The sequence below is a fragment of the Mesorhizobium sp. B2-3-10 genome, assembly GCF_006442275.1.
GTDB lineage: Bacteria > Pseudomonadota > Alphaproteobacteria > Rhizobiales > Rhizobiaceae > Mesorhizobium > Mesorhizobium australicum.
The window spans coordinates 116896-136080 of record NZ_VFVT01000009.1 but is presented as its reverse complement, the minus strand read 5'-3'; the positions used below and the strand labels follow the sequence as shown (position 1 = coordinate 136080).

At 61.0% G+C, this 19185-nt stretch carries 17 protein-coding genes; 7 read left to right on the top strand and 10 right to left on the bottom strand.

The features are described from left to right. Window positions 1–24: 24 nt before the first annotated feature. Window positions 25–717 carry a class I SAM-dependent methyltransferase gene (locus tag FJ943_RS24680; protein WP_140660810.1) on the top strand — a complete coding sequence of 231 codons (693 nt, stop codon included), beginning with the start codon at window positions 25–27 and terminating at the stop codon, window positions 715–717. Window positions 718–751: 34 nt separating this feature from the next. Here the strand turns inward: FJ943_RS24680 and FJ943_RS24675 are convergent, their stop codons facing one another. The 7 genes from FJ943_RS24675 to FJ943_RS24650 all read right to left on the bottom strand — a co-directional run bounded on the left by FJ943_RS24675 (window position 752) and on the right by FJ943_RS24650 (window position 12269). Next, window positions 752–1018 (bottom strand): acyl carrier protein, encoded by a 267-nt coding sequence (locus tag FJ943_RS24675; RefSeq protein WP_023771446.1) that lies wholly within the window; start codon window positions 1016–1018, stop codon window positions 752–754. Window positions 1019–1079: 61 nt separating this feature from the next. Beyond that, on the bottom strand, window positions 1080–2633 hold the full coding sequence (locus FJ943_RS24670; RefSeq protein ID WP_181174625.1) for an AMP-binding protein: 1554 nt from the start codon (window positions 2631–2633) through the stop codon (window positions 1080–1082). Next, window positions 2630–4651, bottom strand: a complete 2022-nt coding sequence (gene asnB / locus FJ943_RS24665) for an asparagine synthase (glutamine-hydrolyzing) (RefSeq protein WP_140725754.1) — start codon at window positions 4649–4651, stop codon at window positions 2630–2632. The genes FJ943_RS24670 and asnB overlap by 4 nt, the downstream gene beginning before the upstream one ends. Window positions 4652–4655: 4 nt before the next feature. Further along, a complete protein-coding gene (nadE, locus tag FJ943_RS24660; RefSeq protein WP_140614629.1) occupies window positions 4656–5639 on the bottom strand; it encodes an NAD(+) synthase in 984 nt (327 codons plus the stop codon). After that, window positions 5636–8365: an AMP-binding protein gene (locus tag FJ943_RS24655; protein WP_140725751.1), complete on the bottom strand. Its 2730-nt coding sequence runs from the start codon at window positions 8363–8365 to the stop codon at window positions 5636–5638. Before FJ943_RS24655 ends, nadE begins: the two co-directional genes overlap by 4 nt. A 360-nt stretch (window positions 8366–8725) precedes the next feature. Beyond that, the gene (locus FJ943_RS29735) at window positions 8726–8869 is read right to left on the bottom strand and encodes a hypothetical protein (protein WP_167331116.1); all 144 of its coding nucleotides are present in this window, start codon (window positions 8867–8869) and stop codon (window positions 8726–8728) included. 247 nt (window positions 8870–9116) lie between these two features. Next, window positions 9117–12269: a GAF domain-containing protein gene (locus tag FJ943_RS24650; RefSeq protein ID WP_140725928.1), complete on the bottom strand. Its 3153-nt coding sequence runs from the start codon at window positions 12267–12269 to the stop codon at window positions 9117–9119. Between the two features lie 397 nt (window positions 12270–12666). On the opposite strand from FJ943_RS24650, the gene FJ943_RS24645 reads away from it, so the two are divergent. Together FJ943_RS24645 and FJ943_RS24640 are read left to right on the top strand one after the other, a co-directional pair. Then, entirely contained in the window at window positions 12667–12909 is a 243-nt protein-coding gene (locus tag FJ943_RS24645) for a hypothetical protein (RefSeq protein WP_140725748.1), read from the top strand. A gap of 111 nt (window positions 12910–13020) precedes the next feature. After that, window positions 13021–13305 (top strand): hypothetical protein, encoded by a 285-nt coding sequence (locus FJ943_RS24640; protein ID WP_140725745.1) that lies wholly within the window; start codon window positions 13021–13023, stop codon window positions 13303–13305. Window positions 13306–13321: 16 nt separating this feature from the next. Here the strand turns inward: FJ943_RS24640 and xth are convergent, their stop codons facing one another. Further along, window positions 13322–14107, bottom strand: coding sequence for an exodeoxyribonuclease III (gene xth / locus FJ943_RS24635; RefSeq protein ID WP_140725925.1), 786 nt, complete (start codon window positions 14105–14107; stop codon window positions 13322–13324). Window positions 14108–14441: 334 nt separating this feature from the next. Between xth and FJ943_RS24630 the strand changes: the two genes are divergently transcribed. The 4 genes from FJ943_RS24630 to FJ943_RS24615 all read left to right on the top strand — a co-directional run bounded on the left by FJ943_RS24630 (window position 14442) and on the right by FJ943_RS24615 (window position 17759). Further along, window positions 14442–15368 carry an NAD(P)/FAD-dependent oxidoreductase gene (locus FJ943_RS24630; RefSeq protein ID WP_140725742.1) on the top strand — a complete coding sequence of 309 codons (927 nt, stop codon included), beginning with the start codon at window positions 14442–14444 and terminating at the stop codon, window positions 15366–15368. A 109-nt stretch (window positions 15369–15477) separates the two neighbouring features. Next, a complete protein-coding gene (locus tag FJ943_RS24625; protein ID WP_140725739.1) occupies window positions 15478–16503 on the top strand; it encodes an alpha/beta hydrolase in 1026 nt (341 codons plus the stop codon). A 43-nt stretch (window positions 16504–16546) separates the two neighbouring features. Beyond that, window positions 16547–17077 (top strand): DUF1003 domain-containing protein, encoded by a 531-nt coding sequence (locus FJ943_RS24620; protein WP_140725922.1) that lies wholly within the window; start codon window positions 16547–16549, stop codon window positions 17075–17077. A gap of 289 nt (window positions 17078–17366) precedes the next feature. Beyond that, the gene (locus FJ943_RS24615) at window positions 17367–17759 is read left to right on the top strand and encodes a response regulator (RefSeq protein WP_140725737.1); all 393 of its coding nucleotides are present in this window, start codon (window positions 17367–17369) and stop codon (window positions 17757–17759) included. Between the two features lie 339 nt (window positions 17760–18098). Here the strand turns inward: FJ943_RS24615 and FJ943_RS29730 are convergent, their stop codons facing one another. After that, window positions 18099–18275 (bottom strand): hypothetical protein, encoded by a 177-nt coding sequence (locus tag FJ943_RS29730; RefSeq protein WP_181174624.1) that lies wholly within the window; start codon window positions 18273–18275, stop codon window positions 18099–18101. A 171-nt stretch (window positions 18276–18446) separates the two neighbouring features. After that, entirely contained in the window at window positions 18447–19040 is a 594-nt protein-coding gene (locus tag FJ943_RS24605; RefSeq protein ID WP_140725734.1) for a sigma factor-like helix-turn-helix DNA-binding protein, read from the bottom strand. Window positions 19041–19185: the final 145 nt, after the last annotated feature.

Sequence of the window (19185 nt, the reverse complement as noted above, 5' to 3'; positions counted from 1 at the left end):
TTCGATGTCGTTGCGAGAACGGTCGTGAGCGAAGAGATCAGCGTCGCCGGCGCTTACAACAAAGGCAGCATCATCTTCATGGGAATGAAGATCCTGGTTGCGCCCGGTGCACTGGTGCCGCGGCCGGAAACAGAGCTGCTCGGCTCCGTTGCCGTAGATGTCCTGCGCGCAATGGACCTGCCGGCGCCGCGTGTCGTCGACATGTGCTGTGGCGCCGGCAACCTGGCCTGCGCGATCGCTAGCCATATCCAATCCGCCCGAGTTTGGGCCTGCGATCTTACCGACGGCTGTATCGACGCGGCGCGGCGAAATGTCGTTCATCATGGCTTGACTGACCGGATTTCAGTGCATCAGGGTGATTTGTTCGAAGGCGTGTCCGGACTGGAGCTCAACGGCACGCTTGATGCCATCGTCTGCAATCCGCCCTACATTTCGGAGAAGCGGCTCGAGGGTGATCGCCGCCATCTGGTCGTGCTTGAGCCGCGAGAGGCATTCGCGGCCGGTCCTTATGGGCTCAGCATTCATATGCGGGTCGTCAAGGACGCGCTGCGCTACCTCCGACCAGGCGGCGTCCTGCTGTTCGAGGTGGGGCTTGGTCAGGACCGCCAGGTCATAAGTCTTCTGGAGCGCAGCAAGGGCTACGAGCAGATACGCACCTTCGCCAACCATGCCGGTGAAGTGCGGGTGGTCCTGGCAGGGGCCAGGCGGCAGGCATGACCGCGTTCGGCCGGTATCGGGCCGACCGTCCAGATCATTTCTTCTTGCGAACGATGAACCGCGCGATTCCTTGAATCGAATCGAGGTTTTCCGGCAGGAGTTCACTGTCTTCCACTGTGATGCCGAAAGTCTCTTCGATGAACCCGATCACCTCGAGCACTCCGGTCGAGTCGACGATCCCCTGATCGAGCAATGATGCGGTGAGGGATAGCGCCTTGACGTCCGCGATGTAGAAATTCGAGGCCAGGAAGCTGCGGATCTGGTTGATATGAATGTCGTCGCTTTCCGCGGCCGATATCATGGAATCCATCTAATCCATCCTCCGTTGCAAAGGCGACTTGCGATCGCGCTTCTGAAACAATCTACGACAGGGCCGCTTTCTTGAGTTTTCCGGTATCGGTCATCGGCAGGCTGGGCACGATGACGATGGTCTTTGGCACCATGAAATTCTCCAGCCGTTTCCGGCACTCCATCAGGAGCTGCCTTTCGCCGACAATTCTTCCCTGCTCGATGACGACGAATGCTTTGACCGCTTGCCCGAGGAGGTCGTCGGGAACACCGATGACCGCGGCTTCCTTCACCCCAGGGACGTCCATCAGCACGCTTTCCACCTCTTTGGGAGCGACCTTTTCGCCTCGTGATTTTATGATCTCGTCACCACGGCCGACGAAGTACAAATAGCCTTCAGCGTCCATCCGGCAGTAGTCGCCCGTGTAGAGGACCTGCTCGCCCGGCAGCGGCCCCGGCTTCAGCTTCCTTGCCGTGGCCTCGGGCTTGCCCCAATAGCCTTTCATCACCGTTGCGCCGCGGACTACAAGTTGGCCAACGACGCCCGGACCGACCCGCCTGCCACTCTCGTCGACGATCCACACTTCTGTGTTGGGAATGGCAATGCCTACGCTGAGGGGCTTTCGCCCGAGATCGTCGGGCGGCAGATAGCTGCAGCGTTTGCATTCGGTGAGGCCGTACATGGAATAGATGCGTGCGCCCGAAAACAGCTCCCTGAGCATGGCAATCTGCTTGAGCGGCAGGGCGGCCGCCGTATTGGTGACATAGCGGATGCTCGCGAAATCGTTGCTCTTCAGCGATCTGAGCTCCGCAAGCGCCGCGAAGATCGTGGGCACGCCCGGAAAACCTGTGATCTGCTCGTCCTTGATGACCTGAAGGATCTGCGCCGGAAAGGCGAAGGAGCGCTCGAGGACGAGCCGTGCGCCGGTGCGAAAGGCCATGATCATCTGATAGAGCCCGTAGTCGAAGGCGAGGGGCAGGACGTTGAGGATCACCTCATCTTCACGCAGTTCCAGGTAGGAGGCGATCGATGTGCACGCGGCAGTCATGTTGCCGTGCGTCAACATGACCCCCTTGGGTTCGCCGGTGGATCCGGAGGTGTAGACGATGGCCGCGAGATCGATGTCGATCGATTTGCGCGGCGGCGCAACAGAAGGTCTGTCGACGATCGTGTCCCAGCGCACGGCGTGCGGCAATCGGTTGAACTCGGCCTCGTTGATCGTCCCAGAGACAATCACCGCCCGCAGCGAGTGACAGTCGCGCGACGGTTGGCAGAATATCGAGTGTAGATGGCTGTCCGTGATCAGCGCCGCTGGCAGGCAATCGTTGAGCAGGTAATGAAGCTTCTCGCTTTTCGTAAGCGGGTTGACGATGCAGACCACGGCGTTCGCCTTGAGCACCCCCCAGAAGCTGACGACGGTTTCGACCGTATTGTCGGCGAAGATCATGACGCGGTCGCCACGCTCGACGCCCGCCGCGGCCAGGAAATGCGCGATCCTGTCGGAGCGCTCATCGATCTCCGCATAGGTGACACGTTGCTTGCCGGCCACCAACGCGATCTTGCCGCCAAGCCGGACGGCGGAATGGATGAGGTAGTCCTGCAGGAGTGGTACGGCGCCGTGGATCATGCCAGGACCCTTTCCCGCTGTTCGTGATCAACGTCGATCCTGAGCTCGGCTTTGTCCGCTCCGCCCGGGCGGCTCGCGATGAACTGCTGATGCAGAAGCTGGGTCGACAGCACGCCGACCAGTGCCATGTTGTCGGAGTTGGAGAGATCGCCGCCGCCGGCCCTGGACCGGCACTTTCCAAGCAGGAAAGCCACCGATTTCGGATCGAAGACGTTTGCCGCGCGCAATGCCGTGTCCGACAGTGCTTCGCGAATGTAATCTGGTGCATCATGACCAACGAAACTAAGCGCATTTGGCGCCCTGTAGGGCTGCTTCGTGCGGGCAACGACTTGCGGTGGGACGATCGGCTGCGCCACTCGCTTGAGCACGTGCTTTTCGTCGAGGACGCGCAGCTTGTAAGCATCCGGAAGCGAATTCGCGAGCGCCACGACATCGTCGTCGAGATAGGGGAAGCGTCCCTCGACCGAGTGTGCCATCAGCATCCTGTCGCCCTGCGAGGAGAGCAGGTAGCCCGACATCAGCGTTCGGATTTCGAGATACTGGTCCTGGGCAAGGAAGCTCCATCGCGAAAATTCGGCGGGGAGAGGGGCGAGCAGTTCGGAGACCGCATTGCGGTGCTGCGAGGCGCCGCGCATGTCGGGGCAGAATAGGCGCTTGATGGCGCTTGTGGTGCGCCACCGCGTGTCATGTGCAAAGCCGGGCCTGTCGCAGGCATGAAGATCGCGCCCGAAGAACTGTCGCGCCATGGCCTGTTGGTGAACCGGTGAGCGCGACAGATAGGGGTAGAGTCGCTCAAGCAGTCGCGCACGCCGGCTCGAAGCAGGTTGACGCCCCCAGAAGCGGCGAATCTTGCCTTCGCGGAAAAGGTCGTAGCCGGCGAAAATCTCGTCGGCGCCTTCCCCTGTCAGCACAACCTTGATGCCGCGCTCGCGGACCAACTTGGACAGAAGGAAGAGCGGTGCCGGGGCCGTCCTCAGGATTGGCCGCTCGGCGTGGTAGACGACCTCGGGAAAAACCGCTGCAATGTCGCGGCGGGAAATCACCACCTCGTGGTGCTCGCTCGCGGTGGCGGCGGCGACCAGGCGCTGGAAATAGGTCTCGTCGTATTCCTCGTCGGCAAAACGCAAGGAGAATGTCTGGAAGCGCTCCCCCGCGAAACGTCTCCCAAGCGCCGCGACAAGCGAGCTGTCGAGCCCACCGGACAAATAGCAGCCCACCGGCACGTCGGCCTGCACCATCCGCAGCGCCGTCGCGGCTTCGAGCGCACCGCGGATCGCCTCGACGGCATCGTCGCACGAGCCGGTGAACCATTCAGGCTCGGAACCGGAAATTCGCGGATAATGCGGCTCCCAGAAAGCCGTCTCCCGGGCCACGCCACCCTCATAGAGCCGGATATGTCCAGGCTGCAGTTCCTTGACGCCTTCGAAGACGCTCTGCGGCGGGATCACCGTCCAGAATGTAAACGTCTGATCGATTCCTGTCGGATCAAAGGCGCGAGGAATCGCTGTTTCCGCAGCGAAAATGGCTTTGACTTCGCTTGCAAAGAAGACGCGGCCGTCGTGCTCGCAATAATACAGCGGGCAGATGCCGTAGCGGTCACGCGACAGGATCAGGCGGCCGGCAGCAGAGTCCCATATCGCGACTGCCCATTGACCATTCATCCGTTCAAAGGCGGCCTGGCCCCAGGCCTGGTAAGCGTGGAGCACGACTTCCGTGTCGCTATGCGTGCGGAAGCGGTGACCAAGCGCGATCAACTTGTCGCGCAATTCGACGTAGTTGAAGATTTCACCGTTGAAGACGATCCATGTCAGGCCGCTGACGTCGGCGAGTGGCTGCTGGCCGTGCAGCAGGTCGACCACGGACAGGCGGGCATGCGCCAAACCCGCGCGTCGGTCGCGATACAGCCCCCGCTCGTCGGGTCCGCGGTGTGCAAGCGCGCCCACCATACGCAACAGCGCTTCCCGCGAAGGAGGTGGGGCAGTGGCGCTCAGCGCGACAATTCCGGCGATCCCGCACATCCGTTCAGTCCACCGTCATTGGCACCGAAGGCAAAGGCTGGGCGTGCAGATAGCGCGCCGCTCGACGCTTGGCTTCGATATCCTTGAAGACCTTCTGGACCTCGTCTGGTGACAACCCGGCAACATCAGCGACATCATCGGCGCAGATGCCATGGTTCACGCCGTAGAGGCATAGGTCCGTCTGATGATAGGGCAGGGCGAAGTAGAACTCCTCCTGGCTCTGCGCCATGGAGAAGGTGTCGGTCGTCGGCGGCCTGCGCCGGATCTCCCCGTCCACACCGAGATATTCCGCCAGTTGATAGACCTGCGTCTTGTAGAGGTGGACGATCGGCATCAGGTCAGCGATTCCGTCGCCTTGCTTGACGAAAAAACCCTGATCATATTCGAGCCGGTTAGGCGTGCCCGCCACCGCATAGCCGAGACGGTCCGCGTGATAGTACTCAGTCATCTTGCGAATGCGCTGCTTGTAATTGGTCGCGGCCACTATCTGCAGATAGGCCGCTCCTGACAGGCGCACGGTATCGATCTTCCCCTGGGGGTCCTGAACGGTGAGACGGGTGATATTGAGGCCTTTGCTCTCCAGCACCGAGGTCAGCACCAGCTTGCATTTCCACCCTTCGCCGTAGTCCGGAACAACGGTGCGAATGGCCTCTATCTGCCGGCTATAGGCACCGATGGCGTCGAGCGCCGGCGCAATGTCCTCGGCGATGGTGTCGATGCCCAGCTGACCGGCGATAACGCGCCCCAGCCTCAGCGAGTCCCCGGACGAGTCACGCTCCGGCATGAAGATCCCGAGCACCCTGTCCTTGCCGAAGGCAGCCACGCACAACGACGCGACCACCGAACTGTCGATACCGCCTGAGAGCCCGACCACCACTCCGCGCCGGCGGAGCGTGACCAATACCTGCTCGCGCACGGATGCTACGATGCGGTCGACCTCCGCGGCCGCATCCAGTGCCAGAACATCCTTGCCGAACCGCGAAGTCACGCGAAGCTGCCTTTCATGGTTGAAGACTCGGCCGGCGAATAAGTGCGAGCGACCGCCTCCTCGATCAGCGGACGATTGACGCCGATGTGAGGTTCGACGACCAGATCAATGTGGTTACCAGCAATCGGGATGACCTGCAGGTCCGCGAACACCCGATCCCATCCGATCGCAAGAGGCATTCCCGGTCGCGCGCAACGGAACAGCGTTCCGGTGATCGGGAGCACCGTTCTTGGCTGCTCCAACCAACGGAAGAAGGCCTGCGCACGCAAGACTTCCTGCAGCTCCAGCTTGATGCGGAAGCTGGTTGCGTTGAATTGTCCTCGGGAAAAGTGGTCGATGGCTTGGGCAAGACGAGCTTCCTGGCCGAGCTTGACCGTGAGCTTCGCCAAAACACGGCAGGCCATTCGATAGGGTGACATGCGGTTGGACCGGACCCGACGCAAGGTGCGGGTGATTGTCTCCCACGGACGGCTCCGCTCGCCAGCCAGGCTGGTGTCGAGGATACCGACAAACTTGACGGACCTTCCCTCCTTCAGCAGGCGCACGGCAACTTCGAATGCGACGGCTCCGCCGAGCGAGTGGCCGAGTAGCCTTACATGGCCCGACGGCTGGATGCGGTTGATCTGTTCAAGCGCGGCGTCCACCATGGCGGCAAGATCGTTCTGGCCGCTGAGAATGGTCGCGAGGCTGGGATATCTTATCGGACGGACCGTTGCGACTTTGCCCATGGCTGAGGCGAAGGCTGCAAGACTAGGCCCATAGCCCACGGAGCCGGGAAACAGAAAGAGAAAAGGCCGATCATGCTCCAGCACATGATCGGGCGCATTGCCGGCTTGTGCGGACGCGACCGCGCTGACCATCGCTTCGGCGCTCATCCCGACGGTAAATGCCTCAAGATCCAGTTCCTGGCCGATTTCGTTCTCGATCTCCATGACGCAGTGGAGCAGCTTCAGCGAGTCCCCTCCCGCTTCATCCCATCGCCCGACGGCTGCCCGCGTGTTGAGGACCCTGGTCCAGGCATTCTGCACTGCTTGATGGGCCTTGAGATCGCTGCCTGAAATCGGTGGATCGGCAACTTGGGTAGGCTTCTTGGCCAGAAGATCCATTTTCCCGAGTTTCGCCACATCTATTTTTCCGCCCGCCAGGCGCGGAATGTCCTCTACCCTGTGGAGCCGAAGCGGCCGCAGTGGCGGCGGCAGCGTCTTTGCAAGCAGCTGGCGAAGGTCGTCGGCGAAGGCCGGACCGGCGGAATTCCTGGGGATCGCGAAAGCGACCAGTTCGTTGGCCTCGGTCACGATCGTCACCGCATCCTCGACTGACGAGGCGGAGCGCAGGATCCTCTCGACTTCGGCCGGCTCGATGCGCCGACCGTTGATCTTTATCTGCCGCCCCTTGCGGCCGACGATCCTCAGCAGGCCCCGATTGTCCAATTGGACGAGATCGCCGGTCGCGAATATCCGTTGACTTGGATCATCGGGATCCGCCTCGGCAGGGATGACGGTGCCGTTTTCCCAGTGGCCGAGCAAGACGTAGGGGCTCTTGATGACGAGTTCCCCGCTTCCGCCCCGCGGTACGCTGTCACCGTCCTCGTTGACGATCGCAAAAGCTATTCCTGGCAAGAGCCGGCCGACCGGTACGGACGTTTGGTTCTTTGGTTGAACGCGAGGCAGAAACCATTGTGACCCGGTCGTCTCGGTTGACGAGTAGCCGATCTGTACGAGGCAATGAGCAGGAATCGCCTTTCGCAAAAGGGCAATGTCGGTCCAAAGCACTTTCTCGCCGCCGACGCGGACCACCCTGAGCGATCCGAACGCATCGGCGGGGGCATTGGTCATGAGGGCGCGAAGCAGCGCGGGCACGAGGTAAGTAAGCGTCGCGCCAACCTGCTGCATTCGCTCGCGAACCGCACGCAGGCCGATCGCTTCCACGTCGACCATATGCAAAGTGGCGCCGCACAGGACCGAAGTCAGGATTTCTCGACATCCGGCTATGGTGGCCGGCCCGGTCAAGGGGAGGAAGACATCGTCGGAATTGATGTGACACGCATCGGCATATTGGTGCACCCGCCAGAGCAGGCTGCGCTGGCTGTTGACTATGCCCTTTGGAGATCCGGTGCTGCCAGACGTGTAAAGAACCATCGCCGGTGCATCGACGGATACGGCAGGCAATTGCGTCGATGACAGCGGCGCCGTCGACTCGGGGCTGGCAGTCACATCGATCCACCGGATGTCCTCGGGTAAACCCGCATGCCGGTGTCCAACGCCAAGAATGGCGCGGAGCCGCGCGACGCCGACAATCTCGTTGACACGGGCGATTGGGTCCCGGGCGTTGAGGGGAACCGAAATCCTTCCCGCCGCCATGCTCGCCAGGACAGCAACGATGTACCAGACGGAGTTTGGTTGATAAATTCCGATCGGCTGCCCCACGGGAACGACGGCAGCGATCCGGCGGGACAGGACTTCGACGGCAGTTGCAAGCTCGAAATACGACAGTTGATTCACGCCGTCATGCACGGCGGCTTTTTCGGAATATTGGGCCGCGACTTTCTTGAGCTGATCGGCAATCCCGACATCCGCAAACGCCGGGCCCAACTTCTGATGAAGGCGCAGCGCCGGGCCACCTTGATCCAGGGCGTAGGCCGGGACGTCTATCCATCTGCGGGAGGGCCGAGAATCCTGGTGATGGTCCTGATCCGCTGCTGGTGCATTCAAATACGCCGGGAGCATGGCTTGCCTGGGTTTGCGGTTGATACCCGGTTATGAGCTTGCAAGAGGGGGAATTCATCGATCATTCTGATGATGAACAAGGCACGGAAAGAGATTAGGCGTCGGCTCCCTTGCCACGGGCGCGTATTGCGAAGCGAATGAACGGAGAGCAGCGTTGGAACCGATCCGCTGTTGATCTGTTGTTTACCCAGCGTGGAGATGTCCCCTCAACTCCTAGCCGATCGCCCGCTGCACTCCCCCGAGGCAGTGGGCTTTCTTTTTCAATTGGAAATCGCGGGCTCTCGAACAAGCCTGTCAGGCGAGATGAGCCGCTGCTGTAAATAGGATTTAGCGTCTTCCCGAGAGACCTGGAGGCTTCCGTCAGGTGCTGTCCTTGTATGACTTCGCCGCCTCATCGATCTTGCGCCAATCGTTGCCGTGGCGACGTACCAGCTCCCTTGCCTGAGCGGGCGACAGGTCATGCGTTTCGACGACATGCCGGACCTCCGCGTCCTCGCCCTTCAAGGGACGTGTACGACGCCTCTTGGTCGGTTGATCCCCCATTTCTCCATCTCGCCTTGACACGATCGTTTCCTCCGGTGTCGCAAACAAGCTGCGAGTAGGGAAAAGGTTTCACTGTTGGGTGCACGAAGCCCCAATAGCCTCTGCGGTACGGCAGTTGTCTTGCCGAAGGCATCAATTCCGCCCAAGCGCGGCGTCCCGTAAAGTAACTGAAGCGGAGAGGGATTGGTGTGCCTCGGACAGTGACCATTCACTTGCGATCCAGCACCTTACGGATCTTCTCTGCCAATTCGTCAATCGTGTAGGGCTTGGTTAAAAGCTCCGTTCCAAAATCAAGTGTGCCGTTGTGGACAATCGCGTTTCGTGTGTAGCCGGTGGTGTAGAGCACTTTTAGCGACGGGTGCATGCTCTTGACCTGATCCACCAGTTCCCGGCCGGACATCTCCGGCATGACGACGTCAGTGAACAGAAGCGACGGCACTTGCCCGCTTGCGACGGCCGCCAGCGCGTCCCGCGGCCCTTGCATTTCCAACACGGAATAGCCCAGTTCCCGCAGCGCCTCCGCAGCCATCAGCCGGACGCGATCTTCATCCTCGACAACCATGATGATCTCGTCCTCACTGCCGGGGTGCTCGCCCGCCACGGACTCGGCCGGGCTGTCGACCACGTCGCCGTGCGAGCGTGGCAGATAGATTTTCAAAGTGGTTCCGATACCCTGCTCGGAATAGATCTTGACGCTGCCGCCGGACTGGCGAACAAATCCATAAACCTGGCTGAGCCCCAGCCCGGTGCCTTTGCCAACCCCCTTTGTGGTGAAGAACGGATCGAAGGCTCTGGCCAACACGTCAGCAGTCATGCCGGCTCCGGTGTCCGTGACAGCTATCATCACATACTGGCCGGAGGGTATTGCGTTTTCTCTCGCATACCGGTCGTCGACATGGGCATTGGATGTCTCGATGGTCAGCCTTCCACCAGCGGGCATGGCATCCCGCGCGTTGACGCAAAGGTTGAGCAACGCGCTTTCCAGCTGCCCTGCGTCGACTTCCACATGCCAAAGTCCCGCGGCGAGCACGGTCTCGATTTGGATTGTCTCCCCAAGCGTCCGGCTCAGCAATTCACTCATATCCGAGACGAGGCGATCTGGATTCAGGCGCTTGGGCGCCAGAGGTTGCTGGCGGGAGAAGGCAAGCAGCCGCTTGGTAAGTTCTGCAGCACGTTGGGCTCCATCGATCGCGCCGGTCACGAACTGGTGGACGTTGGTATCGCCGTTTCTGAGCTTGCGCTGCACAAGGTTCAGTCCGCCGATAATGACAGCCAGCATATTGTTGAAGTCGTGCGCGATGCCACCGGTAAGCTGTCCGACAGCTTCCATCTTCTGGGCCTGCCGCAGGTGCTCTTCTGCTCTGGTGCGTTCGGCGACTTCGTCCATGACACGTTGTTCAAGGGTGCCATTGAGCGTCTGCAGCGCCTTGAACAGTCGAGAATTGTCGATTGCCGTCGCGGCATGGCCCGCAAGCCCCAGCAAGGCCTTCTCTTGCTGTTCGGCGAAGACGCCGATCTCTGCATGACCAAAGAAGAGGCCGCCCAGCACCTCTCCCGAACGCGAGACGACCGGTACCGCAAGATAGGAACGCACTGGCAGATGGCCCTCCGGCATTCCCTTGCGGGGCCAGTTCTTGCCGTAGCGGGGGTCGGCGAGGATGTCGTCGGAGCGCACCACGCTTGTCCCGCGGAAAGTGGGGTCGAACACCGCCGTGTTGCGAGGCATTGGAAAATTTTCGAACGCGGAGCGAGGTGCGCCCGACAGAGCGTAGAGCATGTAGCTGTCGCCCTTGTCGTCGATCACATTGTAGAAGAAAGCTCCGAATTGTGCGCCCGACAGCGCTACGCCGGCATCAGTTACCGTTTGAACAATCCGCTCCACGTCGAGCTCGGCCGCTACCGCGGCAGCGGTGACGTTCATCATCTGAAGCTGATGCTCCACCCGCTTTCGCGCGGTGATATCCATGACGGTACCAATGAAGCGGACCGCACGCCCTGACTGGAAAAGCGACTCGCCCGCTGCCGCAATCCAGCGTTCCTTGCCGTCGTGCAAGCCGACCGTCCGATATTCGATGTCGTAGCGGGAAGACGTGCCCGGCGCGAGCGCCTGGCGTACGGCCTCGTCGGCGCGGGCCCGATCTTCTGGGTGAATACCCGCCAGGAACGCGCTTTCATATGTTACCTCCGCGTCTGGCGGGAGGCCGAAAAGGGCTTTGCACCGGTCATCCCACCGCAGCGCCTTGGTGACGGGATCGTAGTCCCAGGTCCCGATAGCGGCTGCGTCCGTGGCGAGCCGGAGGCGCTCCTCACTGGCCCGGGCCGCCTGTTCCGAGCGAACGCGCTCGATGTGAGCCCAGGACCGCTCCGTCACCTCCGTCAGCAAGGACAGTTCGCGCTGTGACCAGACGCGGGGCTGCTTGTCGTGAATGGCCATCAGGGCGGTCAGCCGGCCCTGTTTTACCAAGGGCATGCAGATGGTTGCCGTTATGCCGATGTCCTGAAAGGTCTTTGCCTCCTCGGGTGCAATTTCCTCGAGGTTGTTGTTGATGATGAGCGGCCGATTGGCGCTGAGATTGGTGACCGCCAGGCGACCAAAATCGGTAAGACTGTAATACCCTCTGATGCTGGGCGAGCCGGGTGCGCTCCAGTCGCCACGGATGGTGAAATGGTCCTGGTCCTGTTCCATGTCGGCGTAGGCGCAAATCGAGACGGCAAGATGTTCGCCCAACAGACGAGTGGTGATCGCCATGACGGCGTCGGCGTCGGCCGCGAGGGCAATCTCCCTTCCAAGACGGTCGAGAAAAGCCAGGCGTTCGGCGTTCTCACGCAGCGCTCGCTCAGCGCGAAGCCGCTCGATGGCGGTACGCGTCCGGTCCGCCACTTCCGAAATAAGGGCAACCTCCTCCTTGGCCCAGCGTCTGGGCGCGGAGTGGTTCAGGTATAGCAGCGCCACCAAACCGCCATGCTCGGTAACCGGCATGTTGATGACGGATTGGGCGCTGATGGCTTTGAGAGCCTCCGCATGATCCCTTGTTCGCGGGTCTGTCTCGGCATTTTCGAAGACAACGGTGTCGCCCCGCTTCAAGTCCTCGATATACGAGCCGTAGTTCCTGAAATTCAGGGTCCCAGCCAGGCTTTTGATGCCTGGCGCGTTCCAATCCCTCTCGATCGTGATGGTTTCTTTCTCAAGATCGATCGTGCCGTATCCGGCTCGGCTGACATCGAAATGTCTCCCTACCAGTTCCGCGGCAGCGTGGGCCAGTTCGGCAGGATCAGTAATCTCGCGAATCCGGTCGCCCAGCGCCGCCAACAGCTCGAAGCGCTGCAGTTCAGATTGACGATCGCCTGAAGTGACCCCCATATCGCCCCCGTTTTGCCCGGACTGGATAATGCAGTTGACGGCCAAGAGTTCCATTGCGGCCCGCACGCTTCTTTGACGGGCAGGCCGGCGGTTCGCGCGAACACCTTGAGTGACACACGACGAGACGCGGCTTGAACGGCAAGAAACATCTACGATGTCCCTTTGGTCGCCTTGAACTTTAGAACACTCGCGGTTCCAACGGTCGTGCGGCTTCCATTGGGCGTGGCGCTAGCCGCGTCGCTATACGCATTGGATCTTTTGTGCGCGAACTTGCCTCGGTCCATCATAGGTTAGCGACACGTCGTGCGCTGTGCCGCATAAGCGAGAGGTCAGCGGGCATGTAATGGGCTCCGCTGCTTGGGAGACCATCGCACTCTCGCTCGTTTGGAGACGCTTGATGCTTGACCGACCCATTCGCACGGATACCCTCTACCCGAATGACCTGGACACGCTTCGCGCGGTCTTCGACGCGATGTGCCAGGAGTTTGCCATTTTGCCAGACACCGCTGCGGCTCACTCCATCGCGAGAGAGCTGATCAGGCTGTTCCAGACCGGGATCACGGAATCGGCCATGCTGATGATTGCCGTGCGCGCGCGTTGGCAGGACGACTGGCAAAAGGACGCCAGCAACGCTGCCTGACCTCTGCCGATGCAGGCACGCACAATCGGTGCATCCTTTTCGAAACGGTGGCGTTGACCTTCACCCTGCCAGCAATGGCCGATCCGTTATCACCACCGACAGGAGGGATCGATGCCGAAATATCGCTTCGAGTTTATCGAAGGCATGTCCCAGCCTGCAATCTTCGCCGACATGGCTGATCGGGATGAGGCCATCAAAGAGGCGAAGCGCGCAGCCAAGGAGGCCATGCTTGACGGAATTATCGATGGCGCGGACCCGACCAGCTGGGTGACGAAAGTCTACGACGAGGCGGGTTATCTCGTCGTCACACTTGGATTCCAGGATCTGGTCGCCGCCCCCGAGGATTCGCAACGATTAAAAGAGGCGGACGAACCTGGCGTCATGCGGTCTGGCTGAAGCCCGATGTCTCGGTTCACCGGGGCCATTCGAGTTCGATCCAGGCTGGCGCGTGATCGCTTGGCTTGTCCCATCCCCGTACCGACTCATCCACACCCGCGCCGCCCAGCCTGTTCGTGAGCGAGGGGCTCACGAGAAGATGGTCCATGCGAAGGCCGGAGCTGCGGTCGTAACCGCCCCGATAGGAAAAATTCCAGTAGGTATAGACGCCTCTCTCGGGACGGATCAGCCTGACGGCGTCGGTCCAGCCATCGGCAAGCAGGTCGGCGTAAGCCTGTCGGCTCTCCGGGAAGTAGACGGCGTCGCCCAGCCATCGTGCCGGAACCGCGGCGTCGATCGGCGCCGGCACCACGTTGTAGTCGCCGCAAAGCAGGCTGGCGGGCGCGTCCTTGATCAGGAGCCGTCCGTAGTCGATCAGCCGCTCGAACCAGCGGAGCTTATAGTCGAACTTCGGACCAGGCGCCGGGTTGCCGTTGGGCAGGTATAGGCAACCAACGACGAGACCGTCGATCTCCGCCTCGATGTAACGGCTATGCGTGTCATCGGCGTCACCGGGCAACCCGCGCCGACGCTCATGCGGCTGCTTGCCCCGAGCGAGAATGGCTACGCCGTTGTACGACTTCTGTCCGTGCCATATCGCCCCGTAGCCGGCGTTGCTGATGGCATCGGCAGGAAACTTTTCGTCCGATGTTTTCAATTCCTGGAGACAGATGATGTCGTGGTGCGTCTCACCCAGCCATTTGAGCAGAACCGGCAATCGACCGTTGACGCCGTTTACGTTAAAGGTAGCGACCCGGATCATCTGAAGCCTTGAGGCATCCATTCATAAAATGGCGCTCCCCGTTTGAGCGAGTTCGGCAGCGCCCTTTGTCGGCGGCCTCAGCTCTTCACTTATATCATTCATGGCCTGCGAGCCGCCCGACGTCGTTTGAGGACGAGGTCAGCGGTTGTGTTTCGCAGGTGCTCACCTTGTCCGTCAGGATTAACCCCGAAGCGGTAAGAAGGTTTCGACGCCGAGCAGGACCGGTGTGACAACGAGATCGAAGCTCTCTGGCTGCGGCTGAAGCCGGCCGGGCTTATGCGGTCTCTCCGCGTGTCGTGCTGGAACATCGAACGAACCAGATAGTTCGCCGCTGATGGAGCAAACCTGCGGTGAAAGCCATGCCGGTCACCCGCTCGCCGACGCTGAAGATGTGCTGATCGTCGGAGGCGGGCCAGCGGGACTGACCGCGGCCCAATATCTCGCCCGTTTTCGCCATCGCGTGCTGGTGGTCGATGCCGGCCAGCCCCGTGCCGCTCTGATCCCGAAAAGCCATAACTGTCCGGGCTTTCCCGAAGGGATAAGTGGCCCCGACCTTCTCGATCGGCTTGGCCGCCACGCGAGCTTGTACGGAGCAACCTTGATGCGGGGGCAGGTGTTTTCGCTGGCCGCTGGCGAGGGAGGCTTTGATGCTGAGACCTCGATCGGCGCAATCCGCGCGCGTAAGGTTTTCCTGTCGACCGGGATTGTCGACACGACACCCGAATTGCCCCGCTTGGCGGAGGCAATTGCGGCCGGTGTCGTTCGGCTTTGTCCGGTGTGCGACGGATATGAGGTGATCGACCGGAAGATAGCGGTCGTGGGGCAGGGTGACAGAGCCTTGCACGAGGCCATTTTCCTCAGCCGATTCACACCACACGTAACGATGCTGGGGACCCACGCATCGGACTTTTCAACCAGCACGCGTCGCGCGGCGGCCGAAAGAGGGATAGTCGTCCGTCACACTCTCGACAGGCTCAGCCCGGCTGCTAACGGTTGTGCGGCGATTTTGCAGGATGGAGCGACCTGCCGCTTCGATGCAGTCTACGCGGCCTTGGGATGCAAGGTGCGCTCGCACCTCGCCCTGGCCGTCGGCGCGAGATGTTGCGCGGAGGGCTACGTCACGGTCGATGAGCACCAGCAGACTTCCGTCGCCGGCATGTACGCCATCGGCGACGTTGTGAAAGCGCTGAATCAGATTGCGGTCGCGTTTGGACAAGCTGCCATCGCCGCGTCCCATGCCCATAGAGAGCTTACCGCCTAGGCCGTTTGAGCCGGCTACAAAGCGTCGTCTTTGTCCAGCGGAACAAGCCGCCACTCCGAAGGTTTGGGCAGGCAGGGCACCGGGCAGGGCAGTTGCTGGCAGGATGGGCATGGCGTTCGACAGGGATGGACCGAAGCTATCGACCGTGCTGCTCATCGCCGCATTGTCGGCACTTGCCGGGTACAATCACGCCCGCGCCAAACGTGCGCTTGTTGGCCGGGCGCACGGCCATGTCATGGAGGTTGACGGTCTTCGCCTGCATTTTATCGAAGCCGGCACCGGCATGCCGCTCATTCTGCTGCATGGAAACGGATCCATGGCACAGGATTTCAAGTCGAGCGGCATCTTCGATCAGGCGGCAAAAACCTATCGGGTACTCGCATTTGATCGGCCGGGCTTCGGGCGAAGCACGCGGTCGCGCGGCCGGCGGTGGTCTGCCCGCGACCAAGCCGATCTCATACATGCCGCCGCCGGCAGGCTGGGTATCGAGAACTACATCGTGCTTGGACATTCGTGGGGCGCTTGGGTAGCCCTCGAATTGGCGCGCAGGCATTCTCGTTCGGTTGCCGGCGTCGTGCTGGTCTCCGGCTATTACTATCCGCCGCCGCGGCTTGATCTTGCGCTGGCCGCCCTCCCGGCTCTGCCATTCGTCGGCACCGCGTTTCGCCACACCTTGCTGCCGGTGCTTGTGAGGCTTGCCTGGCCTTGGACGATGCAGAAGATCTTCCACCCAGCGGATGTCGCTGCCGACTTCGCCGTTCTCGCAAAAGATATCGCCAGCCGCCCTTCCCAACTGCGGGCGGTGTGTTCGGAATCGGCATCGATGCTGGCGGCGGCCCTGCTGACGAAGGCCAGCTACACGGACATTGGTGTCCCGACAGGCATCCTGGCGGGTTCTGGAGACCGGCTGTTCGACGCCGAGGGGGAGGCACGACGCCTGCATGCGGAGGTCGGTGGGTCCCTCCTCGACGTCGTTGAGGGCGCCGGCCATATGGTTCATCAGAGCGCCCCGGGGGCGGTGATCGCCATGGTGGACACGATTGCAGGACGACACTCCTCGTCTGAAGAGACCGGCGGCCATGAGCCCGCGAGTTCAGGCGGTACAGCCTCGCCGGACGTGCCAGGCGGGCGATGAGCAACGCTCGGACGACATTGGCCGCCAAACCGGGCTTTCAAAGATGAACGATCAGCATCCCGCCGACATGCAGTCGGTCCTTCAGCAGAACATACAGGCTCTGGTCGACCACAGGCGACAACAGGAGGAGCACCAAGGCGTTCAGGTGCGAATTGCCGGCATCATTTCGCGCTTCGCGGGAAGCATGCCCTTTGTCTATTTGCATCTCGCAATTCTGGTCGCCTGGATCCTTGCGAACCTTGGCCTGATACCGGCCGTCCCAGCTTGGGACCCAACTTTTGTGATCCTGGCCATGGTGGCTTCGGTCGAGGCGATCTTCCTGTCCACCTTCGTGCTGATCAACCAAAACAGAATGGCCGAACACAGCGAGCGCCGAGCGGAGCTGGATCTGCAGATCAGCCTTCTCAACGAGCACGAAACCACGAGGCTCATCGAAATGGTGGCTGCTTTGACGGAGCGCCTCAATGTCTCCACACCGGCCGATCAGGAGCTGCCGCAACTGGCCGAGAATGTCGATCCCCGGCAGGTGATGACGGAAATCCAGCAAGCTTCTGGAGATCAGGAGAAATCTTGAGCAAAAACGAAATGCCCCGCATTGGAGGCGGGCTGCCGCGGAGGCTAATCGAATAAGAGCCTACATCCAGAGGAACATTCGCTGCACTTCAAGGTTCGGTCGCGGGCCTACAATCCTCCCTTGTCTTGGCCTTCGAGGCTGTCGAAGCAGCTTCAGCCCGTCTCGGCTTTCCGAGGCGGGCTTCTCATGACTCCGCCGCGAGGTCGCGGTGACAACAGGCCGATGCGTGTCATATGGAACCAAGTTGACGCCGAGATCGTAGTAGCGTGGCGACTTGGGGATATCCCGGATGAGCGATGGCGTTGTTCTGATCGTCGAAGACGAGACGATGATACTGCTCGACCTCGAGTCAGCTTTGGAGGAGGCTGGCTTTCAGGTCGTCGGCGTTCGAAATGCTGCCGAGGCGCTGGCGGCCTTCGACCCCGATCCCACCAGGTTCAAGGCCGTGCTCACCGACATCCGTTTGGGGCCGGGACAATCCGGGTGGGAGATCGCCCGGCATTTGCGTAGGTCCAACTCGACCATTCCAGTTGTCTATATGAGCGGCGACAGCGCGGTACACTGGGGAGCGGAAGGAGTGCCCAACAGCATTATGATCACCAAGCCCTTCTTTCTGCCGCAAATCATAACCGCCGTTTCGCAGCTTTTAAACGCTCGGCAAGCCCCAGAAACTCACACCTAGCGCTGATAAGCTTTTTCTCCTTCCACGAAAATCCATGGAACATTCTGTCCCGACCAGCGTTGGGGCGCGCCGGAGAATCCTTATTGTAGGTTTCTTGCAGTGCATGGGCGGGATGAAATGCATAGGGATGCCTATACCCCATCGGAACTTGCCGTACTGAGCCGTGTCCTTGCACGCAGCAATCTCAAGAACGAGACTGAAGCCGAGAGAGAACGGCGCGCATCGCGCATCCTTGCTTACTACCAAGCCGGGATCACGGACGAGAACGAGCTTGAACAGCTGTCCCGGCAGCCGCTGGGAAGATGACGACTGAGCGTCCGTGTCTCGGCAAGCATGCATTTATTCGTCGAGCTTTCGGTCGAGTTCGTCGAGCAACGACCGATGCTCGCGCGGCATGTCCGCATCGGTCGGTCGGTCCAGCAACTGGCGAAGCTGGCGACGGCTGGCGTCCGATGCAATCCACTGACGTATGAGACGGGCTATGGCCTTCTGTTGCGCCTTGCCGATTTCTTCCATGTTGGGAACCCGAACTTGTCCGAGGGTCGAACTCGGCGGATCCCCTCATGGTTCCCTGTCATGCATAACAAACCTGCGGTTGAGCTATGGGCCACCTCAAGGCAAGCGATGTGTGGCTGCCTGAAAGGCATCCCGAATTTTTTGCCTTGAACACGGCCGCTTTGCTCACCGTCAATTCGATTTTTCAGGCGTGGCTTCCGCCGGGACGCCCGACAGGACAGCCATTCTTGTCCTCGCATCCTGTATCCGGCCTTTGATGGTGGCTGTGTCGCAATCGCAGATGTCGGCGGCGTCTTCATAGGACAGTCCGAGCATGCAAACCAGAACGATGGCCTGCCGCTCCGGATCCGCCAGGAGGTCAATGGCATGCGCTATCCTTGGGCCGGCTTCCATCTGTTCCTGTGTGTCCGTGGCAAAAGGTTCTGACAAGCAGCTCGCCGGTCCTCGAGGCTGGGGGGCTGCGCCTTCAAGCCTGGCCAAGGAAGCCCTACGCAGGGTGGCGAAGATCCAGGGCTTTACCCGGCTTCCGTCAAGACCATCGAGATCTGCAATCCCTTTGACCAGTGTTTCTCGGACAAGATTGTCAGCTTCGTCGATGCTGCCGCTGAGCGAACGTGCGAATGCCCGCAATGCGGGAACAAGGTCGACCAGGTTCGTCTGTTCGCCAGAACATGGCAAGGACGATCCGCCAGGGTCGGTAGCGGGCTGTGTCTGCTCCGCAAGCGCCGGATCGGACGCGTTGAGCTTGCGACGGTGGTCAGCCATCACACCGATCCTCCAGGGACATGGGACCTGGTTCGTGTCGGTCTGATCTGGTGGGGTGAAGGGTCCAAGAAGCGACAATTGTCATGTTTTGCTCCAGGCTGATACTCGGGCCCGTCATCAGCAGGGTCCTGCGTGCGAGCAAGGG

Bases quoted from the DNA above. Each gene is read 5' to 3' on its own strand.
- FJ943_RS24670 (WP_181174625.1), bottom strand. From the start codon at position 2,633: ATGATCCACGGCGCCGTACCACTCCTGCAGGACTACCTCATCCATTCC.
- FJ943_RS24620 (WP_140725922.1), top strand. From the start codon at position 16,547: ATGAACGATCAGCATCCCGCCGACATGCAGTCGGTCCTTCAGCAGAAC.
- FJ943_RS29730 (WP_181174624.1), bottom strand. From the start codon at position 18,275: ATGGAAGAAATCGGCAAGGCGCAACAGAAGGCCATAGCCCGTCTCATA.
- asnB (WP_140725754.1), bottom strand. From the start codon at position 4,651: ATGTGCGGGATCGCCGGAATTGTCGCGCTGAGCGCCACTGCCCCACCT.
- xth (WP_140725925.1), bottom strand. From the start codon at position 14,107: ATGATCCGGGTCGCTACCTTTAACGTAAACGGCGTCAACGGTCGATTG.
- FJ943_RS24650 (WP_140725928.1), bottom strand. From the start codon at position 12,269: ATGGGGGTCACTTCAGGCGATCGTCAATCTGAACTGCAGCGCTTCGAG.
- FJ943_RS24675 (WP_023771446.1), bottom strand. From the start codon at position 1,018: ATGATATCGGCCGCGGAAAGCGACGACATTCATATCAACCAGATCCGC.
- FJ943_RS24630 (WP_140725742.1), top strand. From the start codon at position 14,442: ATGGAGCAAACCTGCGGTGAAAGCCATGCCGGTCACCCGCTCGCCGAC.
- FJ943_RS24615 (WP_140725737.1), top strand. From the start codon at position 17,367: ATGAGCGATGGCGTTGTTCTGATCGTCGAAGACGAGACGATGATACTG.
- FJ943_RS24605 (WP_140725734.1), bottom strand. From the start codon at position 19,040: ATGGCTGACCACCGTCGCAAGCTCAACGCGTCCGATCCGGCGCTTGCG.
- FJ943_RS24640 (WP_140725745.1), top strand. From the start codon at position 13,021: ATGCCGAAATATCGCTTCGAGTTTATCGAAGGCATGTCCCAGCCTGCA.
- FJ943_RS24625 (WP_140725739.1), top strand. From the start codon at position 15,478: ATGGCGTTCGACAGGGATGGACCGAAGCTATCGACCGTGCTGCTCATC.
- FJ943_RS24655 (WP_140725751.1), bottom strand. From the start codon at position 8,365: ATGCTCCCGGCGTATTTGAATGCACCAGCAGCGGATCAGGACCATCAC.
- FJ943_RS24645 (WP_140725748.1), top strand. From the start codon at position 12,667: ATGCTTGACCGACCCATTCGCACGGATACCCTCTACCCGAATGACCTG.